This is a genomic window from Streptococcus sp. ELY_90, assembly GCF_058314475.1.
Genome location: NZ_JBZFUJ010000001.1, coordinates 180,239 through 193,941 on the forward strand (window position 1 = coordinate 180,239; position 13,703 = coordinate 193,941).

Here is a 13,703-nt window from a genome sequence, read left to right on the forward strand (position 1 = left end):
AAAGCTAATTCATTTGTCTTTAATTAGTCGAAAGGAAATCGTTATTCTTTGCACTCCTGCTGAAATGCTGCCAGAAAATACGGCTCTCTGAGAGGGCAGGAATTTTACTTTTGTTTTGCGAATAAATCATTTATAATAGAAGAAATTGAGGAGCATTGGCATTGTTTTAATGTCTGGTGTTCATTCTTAAAAAGGCCTAAGGAGTGACCAATGAAAGTTCGTGGATTTGAATTAATTTCTGACTATAAGGATAAAGAACTGCTGCCCAAACGAGAAACAGCCCATGCAGCCGGTTATGATTTAAAGGTGGCAGAGAGGACCGAGATTGCGGCTGAGGCAATCGTTTTAGTACCGACAGGTGTTAAAGCTTACATGCAGCCCGGTGAGGTGCTTTATTTGTATGACCGTTCATCCAACCCGCGCAAAAAAGGTTTGGTACTGATCAATTCGGTCGGTGTGATTGACGGAGACTACTATAACAATCCGGCCAATGAAGGGCACATTTTTGCACAAATGAAAAATATTACAGATCAGACGGTCATCCTTGAAGCTGGTGAGCGTATTGTCCAAGCTGTTTTTGCACCGTTTTTGATCGCTGACGGCGATGAAGCTGATGGCGTGCGGACCGGCGGTTTTGGCTCTACAGGAAAATAAAAGATGGCGGACTATTTACTGGTTATTGATATGCAGGCTGATTATGTCGGAAAAAACAAGCTTCACGCTAATCCTCAACTGGTTACAGCAGTTAACCAAAAAATTGCCGCTTATCCAGCGGATCGTGTGATTTATATTGTCAATCGTTTTTTCTGGGATTTAACAAAGAAACCTAAGGATTTTACTCAAGGTTTGTCTGTTGTGTCTGATTCTATTTTTGAAAAGCGGCGTGCGTCTGGCTTGACTAACCCGGCCTTGTTGAATTTTTTGAAAAATAGCAAATCTCAAACTTTGGAGCTTATTGGCGTTGATGGCAACGGCTGTATCAAGGCAACGGCTCTGGCAGCTGTTAAGGCTGGTTTTCAAGTAAGCTTGGATTTATCCTGCATCGGAGCTGCTAATAAAACAGTCTTTCAAAGAACGCAAGAGAAATGCCAAAAACAGGGAATAATCATTAAAGGAGAATTATCATAGCTAAGAAAAAAACAACCTTTGTCTGTCAGGAGTGCGGCTACAATTCGCCCAAGTATCTGGGACGCTGTCCCAACTGCAGCAGCTGGTCTTCCTTTGTTGAAGAAGTGGAAGTCGCTGAGGTAAAAAATGCGCGTGTATCTCTGACAGGGGAAAAAACAAAACCCGTTAAACTCAATCAAGTAAGGTCTAATCAAGTTACAAGAATAAAGACAGAAATGAGTGAATTCAACCGTGTCTTAGGCGGCGGTGTGGTACCGGGAAGTCTTGTGCTGATTGGAGGAGATCCCGGAATCGGCAAATCAACTCTGCTTTTGCAAGTCTCTGTCCAGCTGGCCAATAAGGGATGCGTTCTTTATGTTTCAGGAGAGGAGTCGGCTGAGCAAATCAAGCTGCGCAGTGAGCGTCTGGGAGATATTGACAATGAATTTTACCTCTATGCTGAGACCAATATGCAGGCTATTCGCGCTCAGATTGAGCAGATTAAACCGGATTTCCTGATTATTGATTCTATTCAGACCATTATGAGTCCGGAAATTTCCAGTGTTCAAGGGTCTGTCAGTCAGGTTCGTGAGGTAACTGCAGAGCTGATGCAGCTGGCTAAGACCAATAATATCGCTACCTTTATCGTCGGTCATGTGACCAAGGAAGGCACTCTGGCCGGCCCCAGAATGCTGGAGCACATGGTAGATACGGTTCTTTATTTTGAAGGGGAGCGGCAGCATACCTTTCGCATTCTGCGGGCGGTTAAAAACCGTTTTGGCTCCACCAATGAAATCGGTATTTTCGAGATGAGAACAAATGGCCTTGTCGAAGTTCTTAACCCCAGTCAGGTCTTTTTGGAAGAACGTCTAGATGGGGCAACAGGCTCAGCTATTGTTGTCACTATGGAAGGAACAAGACCGATTCTGGCGGAGGTCCAGGCCTTGGTAACACCGACTGTATTTGGCAATGCCAAGCGCACAACAACCGGCCTTGATTTTAACCGTGTCAGTCTGATTATGGCTGTCTTGGAAAAGCGCTGCGGGCTTCTCTTGCAAAATCAGGATGCTTATCTCAAATCTGCCGGCGGTGTCCGCTTAGATGAGCCGGCTATTGACTTGGCAGTTGCGGTAGCTATTGCCTCGAGCTATAAGGAAAAACCGACCAACCCTCAGGAATGCTATATTGGTGAAATTGGATTGACCGGTGAAATTCGCCGCGTCAATCGTATTGAACAGCGCATCAATGAAGCTGCAAAACTCGGTTTTACCAAAATCTATGTTCCTCAAAATGCTTTAGCAGGGTTGAGCACTCCCCAAGGCATTGAGGTCATTGGTGTCAGTACTGTCAGTCAGGTGCTGAAAAAAGTATTTGGCTGATCCAGCAGTGAAAAATACCCGAAAAGTGGTATGATACGGCCTAAGCTAGTTACCTTAAAGACTTATTTGACTAGCTTGAAGCAAAGGAGTAACAATGTCTTATTTTAATAATTTTTTAAAAGCTAACCAAGCTTATGTTGACTTGCATGGCACAGACCATTTGCCAATGAAGCCTAAAACGCATGTAGCTATCATCACTTGTATGGATGCCAGACTGCATGTGGCTCCGGCTTTGGGCTTGGCTCTTGGCGATGCTCATATTCTGCGCAATGCCGGCGGCCGGGTGACGGATGATGTTATCCGGTCCTTAGTGATTTCCGAACAGCAGCTGGGGACAAGTGAGATTGTCGTTTTGCACCATACTGACTGCGGAGCACAGACCTTTACAAACGAAGAGTTTGCGCAGCAGCTGCAAGAGGATTTGAAAGCTGATGTTTCAGATTACGACTTTTTACCTTTTACCAATGTTGAGGACAGTGTCCGAAAAGACATGGTTCTGCTGAAAAATTCGCCTTTAATTCCTGAAAATATTACCATTTCAGGTGCTGTTTATGATGTCGATACCGGCAGAATTACCGAAGTCAAATGATCAAATGAGGCCAAGCCTCATTTTTTTGAAATTATTTTGGTTACTATCATTTTCAGCGGAACTGATTAAATAAGGACGGACGGTGATAAGGCATGGCTATTTTTTACTGCCGTTTTTTTCGCTCAAATGCTAAGGATATGCTATAATAGAAACGATTGATTTTTATAGGCACAGCTAAACAGCAGAAAAAAGCGGAGCTTTCCATGAAAATTTTTAGGGAGCTCTTATTGACTTTTCCATCTGGCATACAGTCTGTGCCAATTAACTAACAGGAGAGAGAAATGGCAAACAAGATTCGTGTGCGCTATGCACCCAGTCCTACAGGATTATTACACATCGGAAATGCGCGGACAGCGCTCTTTAACTACCTTTATGCCCGTCATTACGGCGGCGATTTTATTATTCGTATTGAGGATACAGACCGCAAGCGCCATGTCGAAGACGGCGAGCGCTCACAGCTGGAAAACTTACGCTGGCTGGGAATTGATTGGGATGAGAGTCCGGAAACCCATGAAAATTACCGCCAGTCAGAACGTCTGGCTCTCTATCAAAACTATATTGATCAGCTTCTGGCAGAAGGCAAGGCTTATAAGTCCTACGTAACAGAAGATGAACTGGCGGCCGAACGTGAACGCCAGGAAGCTGCCGGAGAAACACCTCGCTACATCAATGAATTTCTTGGCATGTCAGAAGAAGAAAAGGCTGCCTACATTGCAGAACGCGAAGCTGCAGGGATTGTTCCGACCGTTCGTCTGGCAGTTAATGAATCCGGTATTTATAAATGGCACGACATGGTCAAAGGCGATATCGAATTTGAAGGCAGTAACATTGGCGGCGATTGGGTCATTCAAAAGAAAGACGGTTACCCTACCTATAATTTTGCAGTCGTAGTAGATGATCATCTGATGGAGATTTCTCATGTTATCCGCGGCGATGATCATATTGCCAACACACCTAAGCAGCTTATGATCTACGAAGCGCTCGGCTGGCAGCCGCCGGAATTTGGGCACATGACACTGATTATCAATTCTGAAACCGGCAAGAAACTGTCAAAACGAGACACCGATACGCTGCAGTTTATTGAAGACTACCGTCAAAAGGGCTACCTGCCGGATGCGGTTTTCAACTTTATTGCTTTGCTGGGCTGGAATCCGGGCGGAGAAAACGAAATCTTTTCTCATGACAAATTGATTGAGCTTTTCGATGAGAAACGTCTCAGTAAATCTCCGGCAGCCTTTGACCAGAAAAAACTTGACTGGATGAGCAATGAATACATCAAGCATGCTGATTTTGACACTGTTTTTGCGCTGGCGAAACCTTATTTGCAGGCAGCAGGCCGCTTAACGGACAAGGCTGAGAAAATGGTGGAACTTTACCAGCCGCAAATGAAGTCTATTGATGAAATTGTACCGCTGACAGATCTTTTCTTTGAAGATTTTCCGGAGTTGACAGATCAAGCCAAAGAATTCATGACAGGTGATACGGTACCGACAGTGCTTGAAGCGTTCAAGGCTAAATTAGAAGCCATGCCAGACGAAGACTTTCAGTCTGAAAATATCTTCCCGCAGATTAAAGCTGTGCAAAAGGAGACGGGCATCAAGGGTAAGAATCTTTTCATGCCAATCCGCATCGCTGTTTCAGGTGAAATGCACGGTCCGGAACTGCCGGACACTATTTATCTGCTCGGCAAAGAAAAATCAATTGAACATCTGACTTCTATGCTGGAAAAGATTAAATAAAATTTTTGCTGACAGGCTGACTTGCTTTTGCCTTGCGGCAAACGAAAAGCCGGTAATTATTGCACAAAATATAATAAGAATGGGGCTGAGCTGCTTTTGCTCAGCCCCTGTTTTCTTGAAAAAACAGAACAAGTCCCCTGTTTAAAGGGCTGCCGCTAACAACAATTAACAGGATTTGATATAATGAAAGTAAGTAGACATCAGAAAACTTATTGCTAAAACCAGAGGTGACGAATGAAAGCTAAGGAACGCCGTCAGGCTATTTTAGAAAAATTAGAAAAAGCAGAGCAGCCGCTTTCGGCCGGCCGTTTGGCAGAGCAGCTGGGAGTCAGCCGGCAGATTATTGTAGGCGATGTGGCTCTTTTAAGGGCTGAAAACTATGATATTATGGCAACCCATCGGGGTTATCTTTTAGCAGACCGCCTGCAGGTTCCGAGTTCTTATTATCATGGGAAATTGGCCTGTAAGCACAGTGCTAAGGAAGTTCGTCTGGAATTAGAGACAATCGTTCAAAATGGCGGGAAAGTACTGGATGTTGAAGTAGAACATCCGATTTACGGCATGATTACTGCCCCTTTGAATATTGAAAGTCAGGACGAAATAGATTATTTTATGGATAAACTGTCCTGCTATCACGGGAGCTTACTGAGCAGCCTGACAGGAGGGATTCATCTTCACAGGATATCCTGCCGAGATAAAGAAACATTTGAAAACATTGTCCGGCATCTCAGAAACAAGGGGCTGCTATTTGAAAATTAGATATGTGTCTTGACATATGTAAAGATATGCTGTAAACTTGAATCAGTACAAAACACTGAGGAGTTATCATGTCTGCTTCCCCTGTCCCTAAAAAACGTCTTCAAAAGCTGACCTTGTCTGCGATACTGATTGCCTTTGCCATCTTGATTCCGCTGATTGTGCCTGTCAAAGTGGTTATTGGACCTGCCTCGTTTACCTTAGCCAGCCATGTTCCTGTTTTTCTTGCTGTCTTTATATCACCGGGAGTAGCTATCGCTGTTGCTCTGGGAGCAGGGCTTGGCTTTTTTATGGCTGGTTTTCCTTTTGTGATTGTCCTGCGCGCCTTCTCTCATCTGCTTTTTGCTGTTATTGGTGCCTATCTGATTCAAAAACATCCTGATTTTCTGCTAAGCTGGCAAAAAACGCTGTTTTTGGCTCTGGGGCTCAATATAATTCATGGCTTAGCTGAGTTTCTGGTCGTTTTAATGCTGACAGTCTCTGGTTCTGTGTCTGCGTCTTATTGGCTGACTTTAATTGTTTTAATCGGAATGGGCTCTGTCATTCATGGGATGGTTGATTTTTATTTGGCCTATTACTGCTGGAAATTTCTCAAGGCAGCAAAAAGTATTTAAAAACTTGCTGGGTAAGTTTCTGTGATTGGATCATCTTCTGATTGCAGAACTGCTTTTTTTGTGATCTTAAAGTTCAGGGAAGCATTGAAAAAAGCCTTTGATTATAGTACAATAAAGGAAAAAAGCGAAGGAGATATCATGGCAGAAGAATTTAACAATGGAAATACTCCGGAACAAAACACGCCTGAAAATGCAGCTGGAGAAACTCCTATGCCAGAAAATCAAACGGCTCAGCCGCAGGATTCAAAACCAGCGGAACAATCTGTACCAGAGCAAACTGCAGGAGAGCCTGCAGCTTATCAGGAAGCTCAAAGTCAGCCGCAAAATCCTGCAGGGGCAGCCGAACCTGCAGCACCTCAGCAAAATAATATGCAGCAAGGGCAGGCAAACTTTGAACAGCCGGTTGTTCCTCCGACTGTCAATCCGGTCTTTCAAAGTGCTCCGGCTCGTAAGGAGCTTATTGTTCTTCCGATCATTTCATTTGTTGTTTCGGTGATTACCCTGATTCTGGCTTGGCTGGCGCCGATTCCGATTATTTATGTCATTATTGCTTTCTTAGCACTTATCTATGCTGTTGTCAGTTTAATTGTCAATCTTAAGCGCAAAAAAGTTTTATCCATTATTGCTGTTGTGCTGGCATCAATAGTCTTTTTGGCCAGCGGAGCTGCTGTCTTTGTCCGTCAGCCTAAGGATGATCAGCCAAAAACAGAAAAGCGTGAGAAAAAAGAAGATACAGATGACGAGGACATTGACGACGAAGACATTGATGATGAAGAAGATGAAGATGAGGGCGACGAAGACAGTACTGATGTTCAGGACTATATTGCAGACAGTTCTGAGTATGAATACAAATGGACCGAGTCTAAGTTTGAAGAGTTAGAATTTGCCAGCTACTCAAATAAAGAAGGTTCTACGGTCAAGTCGGTTCTTAAGAAATTCGGTAAGGCTTCAGAAGCTACTATCAATGGCAATAACCTGTCTTTGAGATATGCAAGCGATACTAATGACAGTGAAAGAGTAAGACTTTCTTTTGAAAAGCAATATAATGGTAAATTTATTCTTTCAAGCGGAACAATGTATTCCGATTCGTCAAAAGTAAAAACCGTTGCAAGAGGATCATACAAGTCTAATTGGACACAAGCTGATGTTAATGCCTTAACTGTCGGTGACAGAGAAAATGGTAAGGGCGGTGCGAAATTGGATGATATCATCAAAAAGCACGGCGATCCTGTCGAAGCAAGAGAAATTGTGGAAAGCTACGGCCAAGGCATTAAAAGGTATTTGAAGCTCACTTACAGCGATTATTCCAGCTCTGATAAGTCTAAATTGACTTATGTATCTCTGGAATTTACAAAGCAATCCAACGGTGATTATTTATTAACTTATAAATATCCGAAGGAATAGAGTGATTGATTATAACTGTGAAAAAAGGTTGGAACCAAGGGTTCCGGCCTTTTCTTTGTACCGTCAGACCAGCCATGGCAGGTAAGCAATGTTTTGCTTTAACTATTATTTTAGAAGGGAAAAAGAAAAAAATACATAAAAATAAATATTTTTTGAAAATATACTTGACTTTTGAATAAATATGCAATATAATAAAGTCATTCTTTGAATAATTAATCAAAATTCAAAATAGAAAAGAGTTTGTTTTATGTCAAAAGAAAAAGTTATTTTAGCCTATTCGGGCGGTCTTGATACGTCAGTTGCCATTACCTGGCTGAAAAAAGATTATGATGTTGTTGCTGTTTGCATGGATGTCGGTGAAGGTAAGGATTTGGCCTTTATTCATGACAAGGCTCTTAAAGTCGGTGCTGTCGAGTCTTATGTTCTTGATGTCAAGGATGAATTCGCTGAAGAATATGTGCTGCCGGCTTTGCAGGCACATGCTTATTACGAACAAAAATATCCGTTGGTTTCAGCACTCAGCCGCCCTGTTATTTCTAAAAAGTTAGTTGAAATTGCCCACAAGACCGGCGCGACAACAATTGCTCACGGCTGTACGGGCAAGGGAAATGACCAGGTTCGTTTTGAAGTAGCTATCGCAGCTCTTGATCCTAAATTAAACGTGATAGCTCCGGTTCGTGAGTGGAAATGGTCGCGGGAAGAGGAAATTAACTATGCCAAAGAAAACGGCGTTCCTGTTCCGGCAGACCTTGATAATCCTTATTCAGTTGACCAAAATCTTTGGGGCCGTGCCAATGAGTGCGGTGTCCTTGAAAATCCGTGGAACGAAGCGCCTGAGGATGCTTTCGGGATTACAAGTTCTGTTGAGGAAGCGCCTGACACACCAGATTATGTGGAAATCGAATTTAAAGCCGGCAAACCAGTTGCACTGGACGGCACTGAAATGAAGCTGGCTGATTTGATTCAAAAACTCAACAATCTGGCCGGTAAACACGGCATCGGACGGATTGATCATGTGGAAAACCGTCTGGTCGGCATTAAATCGCGTGAAATTTATGAGTGTCCCGGAGCTATTACCCTCTTGACAGCTCATAAGGAAATTGAAGATTTGACTTTGGTACGTGAAGTGTCGCATTTTAAACCGATCCTTGAAAACGAACTGTCCAATCTCATCTACAATGCTTTGTGGTTCAATCCGGCAACACAAGCTATTATCGCTTACATCAATGAAACACAAAAGGCTGTTAATGGAATAGCCAAGGTGAAACTTTACAAGGGATCTGCCAAGGTTGTTGCTAGGAAATCACCAAATTCACTTTATGATGAAAATCTGGCAACCTACACATCTGCTGATACTTTCGATCAGGATGCAGCAGTTGGTTTCATTAAACTTTGGGGCCTGCCAACGAAAGTAAATGCTGAGGTGGCCAATCAAAACAAGCAATAAAGATTTTGAGTGACCAACCATAAAGCAGCTGTTTAGAAATTATTATCAGATAAAAGGACACAGTGATATCCATCTGAAACTCTTTTCTAACTACTCGTAAGTGTAAACAGAGAGTTACACCGAGCTTAAATAAACCTGTCCGCAGAGAGGCAGGATTTAAGAAAGACAAGTGCAGTGACACTAATGGGGGCTAGTTTTTCTAGCCTTTTTCTATAATAGCAATAAAAGAAGGGGATATAAAATGACAGAAAAAAAACTTTGGGGCGGACGCTTTGAAGCAGGGCTGGAGAAGTGGGTTGAGGAATTCGGTGCCAGTATCGGCTTTGACCAAAAGATGGCCGAGTTTGATATTAAGGGTTCTTTAGCCCATGTCAGCATGCTGGGTCAAACAGGCATTATCCCGCAAAATGATGCTGCGCAAATCCAAGCAGGCTTAGAAGAGCTGCTGCAGGAATACAAAGCAGGTCAGCTGGTTTTTGATGTCTCAAGCGAAGACATTCACATGAATATTGAGACCCTTTTGACTGAAAAAATCGGTTCGGTGGCCGGAAAGCTTCACACAGCACGTTCACGAAATGACCAAGTGGCAACGGACATGCACCTTTATCTCAAGACCAAACTGGCAGAAGTGCTGGAAAAACTGAACCATTTGAGACAAATCTTGCTCAGCCTGGCAGAAAAGCATGTCCATACGATTATGCCGGGTTACACGCACCTTCAGCATGCCCAACCGATTTCCTTTGGACACCACCTGATGGCTTATTACAATATGTTTACGCGCGACAGCGAGCGCTTTGCTTTTAACCAGCAGCATACAGACCTGTCGCCGCTCGGCGCAGCTGCTCTGGCAGGAACGACTTTTCCGATTGACCGGCAGATGACAGCTGAGCAGATGGGCTTTGCTAAGCCTTACAGCAATTCGTTAGACGCAGTATCTGACCGTGACTTCATTTTGGAATTTCTCTCCAATGCCAGTATTTTAATGATGCACATGAGCCGTATCTGTGAAGAAATCATTAATTGGTGCAGCAATGAGTATCAGTTTGTTACCTTGTCTGATACGTTTTCTACCGGCTCTTCAATTATGCCGCAAAAGAAAAATCCTGATATGGCTGAGCTGATCCGCGGCAAATCCGGCCGTGTCTTTGGCAATCTTTTTGGGCTGTTAACGGTTATGAAGTCTCTTCCTCTGGCCTACAATAAGGATCTTCAAGAAGATAAGGAAGGTATGTTTGATACGGCTGAAACCATTACTGTAGCCATTGATATTCTGACCGGAATGCTTGAGTCAATGACTGTTAATGGTGCCCATATGGCTGAGTCTACCGAAAAAGACTTTTCAAATGCGACTGAATTGGCTGATTATTTAGCTGTTAAGGGACTGCCATTTAGACAGGCCCACGAAATCGTCGGTAAGCTGGTTCTGGAATGTACTAAGAACGGTCACTATTTACAGGATGTGCCCTTGGAGCGCTATCAAGAAATCTCAGACCTTATTGAAGAAGATATCTACACGGCTCTTCAGTCTAAGACAGCTGTAGAACGCAGAAATTCACTGGGCGGAACCGGTTTTGAACAGGTCAAAAAGCAAATTGAAGAGGCTAAGAAAGTCTTTTAGGAGTATAGGAAAGAAACCAAAAATTAATGAGATTTTTGGCTTTTTTTCATTTTATGATATAATAAGAATACTTTAAATTAATTGGAGTCATGTTTTGAAAAAAAGCTATCGCGTTAAGAGTGATAAAGATTTTCAGGCTATTTTTACTGAAGGATGCAGCATTGCCAATCGCAAGTTTGTTGTCTACAGTTTAAAAAAAGATCAAAGTCACTATCGTGTTGGGCTTTCGGTTGGGAAAAAGTTAGGAAATGCTGTCACTAGAAATGCTATCAAACGAAAATTACGCCATATTCTTATGGAATTAGGTCCCCATTTGCAGTCGCAGGATTTTGTCATCATTGCCAGAAAAGGGACTGAAGAGCTTGATTATCAGGCACTGAAAAAAAATCTCATCCATGTTTTGAAACTGGCTAAATTGTATCAGGAAGGAACGACGAGTGAAAAGGAAATATAAATTAATGGGCTTGGCGTCTGTTGCGCTTTTATTTTTGTCAGCCTGCGGCCGCAGCCAGGTAAGTCATCAGTCAGAAGGGGCATGGGAGAAGTTTGTTTATTTCTTTGCGGAAATTATTCGCTTTTTCTCTGTCAATGGCCGTATCGGTATCGGTATCATTATCTTTACGATTCTGATTAGGACAGTTCTCTTGCCCTTATTCAATATGCAGCTGAAATCCGGACAGAAAATGCAGGAGATTCAGCCTGAGCTGAAGGCCCTGCAAGCCAAATATTCCGGAAAAGACAGAGAAAGCCGGATGCTCCTAGCTGAGGAGAGTCAGAATCTCTATAAAAAATACGGTGTTAATCCTTATGCCAGTCTTTTTCCTCTGCTTATCCAAATGCCGGTGCTCTGGGCTCTCTATCAGGCTTTGACCCGTGTTGAATTTTTAAAGACGGGATCTTTTCTCTGGATGGATATTGGCGATAAGGATCCTTACTTTATCCTGCCGGTTCTGGCGGCAGTGTTTACCTTCTTGTCATCTTGGCTGACCAATAAGGCAGCCAAGGAGCGAAATGGCATGATGATAGCAATGAATATCATTTTGCCAATTTTCATTCTGCTGGTCGGTTTTAATCTGGCAAGCGGGGTTGCCCTTTACTGGGTAGTTTCCAATGCCTACCAAGTCTTCCAGATTCTCCTCTTAAATAATCCGTTTAAGATTGTGGCGGAGCGCGAGCGCATTGAAAGAGAGGCGCGTGAGCTGGAAGCAAGGAAAAGACGTGCTAAGAAAAAAGCACAGAAGAAGAGAAGATAAGGAGAACAAATCATGGTATTGTTCACAGGAAAAACTGTTGAAGAAGCTATTGAAAATGGTTTGAAACAAATGGGGATTTCCCGAATGAAGGCTCATATTAGAGTCATTTCACGCGAAAAAAAGGGTTTTCTTGGCTTCGGCAGAAAATTGGCCCGTGTTGAAATTGAAGGCATCAATGAAAAGACGGCTCATAAAGCAGACCAAAAAGCGGTCCGTGGAGTGCCTGAGGAAGTCAATAAGCAAAATGCCCCTGTTTCCAGCAGCGTCGAAGACACAGTCGCTTTAAATAAACTCTCTAAGGCCATCAAAGAGATTGAAAAAGAAAACGGTCAGCCTTTAGATGAAACAGTCAAAAAACAAATTTTAGAAGGTGAAATTTCGCCGCAGGAAGCTTTGGCACAAAGCCAGTTGGCTGAGAAGCAGGACAATTTAAAAAATGCTGAAACAAAGGCTGCAGTATCTGCTGAGAAGGCCCATGCACCTGAGGTTGAAGAAGAACAAAGCTTTGAAGAATTTGTTGCTAATGAATTCGATGAGGTTGAAGGCGGTGCTGACATTGCTTTGGCCGGAGAAGCTGTTCTGCAGTATGTTCAGAATATTATCTACGAGATGGATCTGGAAGCAAGTATTGAGATGACCAATAACCGCCGTCAGATTAACCTTCAGATTGAAACACCAGAAGCAGGGCGCGTGATTGGCTATCACGGCAAAGTCTTAAAATCTCTGCAATTACTGGCTCAGAATTTTCTTCATGACCACTACTCCAAACATTTTGCGGTGTCTTTGAATGTTCATGATTACATGGAACATCGGACAGAAACCTTGATTGATTTTGCTCATAAAATTGCCAACCGGGTTTTAGATTCAGGCAAAGCCTATCAAATGGATCCTATGAGCAACAGCGAGCGCAAGGTTGTCCACAAGACCATTACAGGAATTGATGGCGTCGAAAGCTATTCCGAGGGCAATGACCCAAATCGCTATGTAGTGGTAGCTTTGAAAGACTGATTTCAAGGCATTTGGTGATGGTTATCAGTTAAATAATAAACAGCGGGACTGGATACAATATCTCCAGTCCTTTTTTAATGCCGTGAAGCTGCTTTTTTGCTGATAACAGATTTGCCGTTTTGCACTGCCAGAGCTTAGACTGGTGTACAGCAAAAGTGTCAGAAATTTACCGTCAGCCTGATTAAGAAAGTGTTTACCAATCCGTGTGAAATGAATTGTCCAGAGATGTGGACACAAAAGCAGAGGAACACAGTCTCAAAGAAAAATAAACCTTGACACTGTGCGTGCTTTGTTATAAAATAGTCTAGTATGTTTAGTAACTGATCACATTATAGCCGGCTAAACGAATACGAAAATCTATGAGGAGGTATTCAGCGTGAAACGTACTTTTCAACCAAGTAAGATCCGTCGTCAGCGCAAGCACGGATTCCGTCACCGCATGTCAACTAAAAATGGCCGCCGTGTTTTAGCAGCACGCCGCCGCAAGGGACGCAAAGTCTTGTCTGCTTAATTTCAGCTGGTAAAAATGTTTCAGCTGTCAGCAGTTTTGCCGACCGCTTTAACAGCATTTTTATCTGACTAAAATGATAATGACTTATAAAATAAATCCAGCAGTGCTCGAGACTGCTGGATTTTTGTTTTTTACCGTCAGCCCAAGTGGGCTGTTTGTAGCTGTCATCAAAATGAAACGTTGGTCTGATGGGCAGTTAAATCAGCTTTCAAGGCGGTTTTCAGTCAAAAAATCTTAAAAACTTCAATTTTAGCGGTTCAAGCTGTCGGAATTTTGGT

General features: G+C 42.9%; 15 protein-coding genes. All 15 read left to right on the forward strand.

What is annotated here, in order from left to right; genetic code table 11:
* Window positions 1–210: 210 nt before the first annotated feature.
* The 15 genes from AC4HAF_RS00850 (at window position 211) to AC4HAF_RS00920 (ending at window position 13,663) form a co-directional block, all read left to right on the forward strand.
* Window positions 211–654, forward strand: coding sequence for a dUTP diphosphatase (locus AC4HAF_RS00850; protein ID WP_491096293.1), 444 nt, complete (start codon window positions 211–213; stop codon window positions 652–654).
* 3 nt (window positions 655–657) lie between these two features.
* A complete protein-coding gene (locus tag AC4HAF_RS00855; protein ID WP_491096294.1) occupies window positions 658–1,128 on the forward strand; it encodes a cysteine hydrolase family protein in 471 nt (156 codons plus the stop codon).
* Window positions 1,125–2,486, forward strand: coding sequence for a DNA repair protein RadA (gene radA / locus AC4HAF_RS00860; protein WP_491096398.1), 1,362 nt, complete (start codon window positions 1,125–1,127; stop codon window positions 2,484–2,486). The genes AC4HAF_RS00855 and radA overlap by 4 nt, the downstream gene beginning before the upstream one ends.
* Before the next feature lie 94 nt (window positions 2,487–2,580).
* Entirely contained in the window at window positions 2,581–3,075 is a 495-nt protein-coding gene (locus AC4HAF_RS00865; RefSeq protein WP_491096295.1) for a beta-class carbonic anhydrase, read from the forward strand.
* Window positions 3,076–3,356: 281 nt separating this feature from the next.
* Window positions 3,357–4,814: a glutamate--tRNA ligase gene (gene gltX / locus AC4HAF_RS00870; protein WP_491096296.1), complete on the forward strand. Its 1,458-nt coding sequence runs from the start codon at window positions 3,357–3,359 to the stop codon at window positions 4,812–4,814.
* 234 nt (window positions 4,815–5,048) lie between these two features.
* Entirely contained in the window at window positions 5,049–5,573 is a 525-nt protein-coding gene (locus AC4HAF_RS00875; RefSeq protein ID WP_491091726.1) for a transcription repressor NadR, read from the forward strand.
* A 68-nt stretch (window positions 5,574–5,641) separates the two neighbouring features.
* Window positions 5,642–6,184 carry a hypothetical protein gene (locus AC4HAF_RS00880; RefSeq protein ID WP_491096297.1) on the forward strand — a complete coding sequence of 181 codons (543 nt, stop codon included), beginning with the start codon at window positions 5,642–5,644 and terminating at the stop codon, window positions 6,182–6,184.
* Window positions 6,185–6,322: 138 nt separating this feature from the next.
* Window positions 6,323–7,588 (forward strand): MFS transporter, encoded by a 1,266-nt coding sequence (locus AC4HAF_RS00885; RefSeq protein ID WP_491096298.1) that lies wholly within the window; start codon window positions 6,323–6,325, stop codon window positions 7,586–7,588.
* Window positions 7,589–7,835: 247 nt separating this feature from the next.
* The gene (locus tag AC4HAF_RS00890) at window positions 7,836–9,035 is read left to right on the forward strand and encodes an argininosuccinate synthase (RefSeq protein WP_491096299.1); all 1,200 of its coding nucleotides are present in this window, start codon (window positions 7,836–7,838) and stop codon (window positions 9,033–9,035) included.
* Between the two features lie 241 nt (window positions 9,036–9,276).
* Window positions 9,277–10,653, forward strand: coding sequence for an argininosuccinate lyase (argH, locus tag AC4HAF_RS00895; protein WP_491096300.1), 1,377 nt, complete (start codon window positions 9,277–9,279; stop codon window positions 10,651–10,653).
* A gap of 94 nt (window positions 10,654–10,747) precedes the next feature.
* Window positions 10,748–11,107 (forward strand): ribonuclease P protein component, encoded by a 360-nt coding sequence (gene rnpA, locus AC4HAF_RS00900; RefSeq protein ID WP_491096301.1) that lies wholly within the window; start codon window positions 10,748–10,750, stop codon window positions 11,105–11,107.
* Window positions 11,091–11,906 (forward strand): YidC/Oxa1 family membrane protein insertase, encoded by an 816-nt coding sequence (locus AC4HAF_RS00905; RefSeq protein ID WP_491096302.1) that lies wholly within the window; start codon window positions 11,091–11,093, stop codon window positions 11,904–11,906. The genes rnpA and AC4HAF_RS00905 overlap by 17 nt, the downstream gene beginning before the upstream one ends.
* A gap of 12 nt (window positions 11,907–11,918) precedes the next feature.
* Window positions 11,919–12,914, forward strand: a complete 996-nt coding sequence (jag, locus tag AC4HAF_RS00910; protein ID WP_491096303.1) for an RNA-binding cell elongation regulator Jag/EloR — start codon at window positions 11,919–11,921, stop codon at window positions 12,912–12,914.
* A 376-nt stretch (window positions 12,915–13,290) separates the two neighbouring features.
* A complete protein-coding gene (rpmH, locus tag AC4HAF_RS00915; protein ID WP_002262507.1) occupies window positions 13,291–13,425 on the forward strand; it encodes a 50S ribosomal protein L34 in 135 nt (44 codons plus the stop codon).
* Between the two features lie 79 nt (window positions 13,426–13,504).
* Window positions 13,505–13,663 carry a hypothetical protein gene (locus AC4HAF_RS00920; protein WP_491096304.1) on the forward strand — a complete coding sequence of 53 codons (159 nt, stop codon included), beginning with the start codon at window positions 13,505–13,507 and terminating at the stop codon, window positions 13,661–13,663.
* Window positions 13,664–13,703 lie beyond the last annotated feature (40 nt).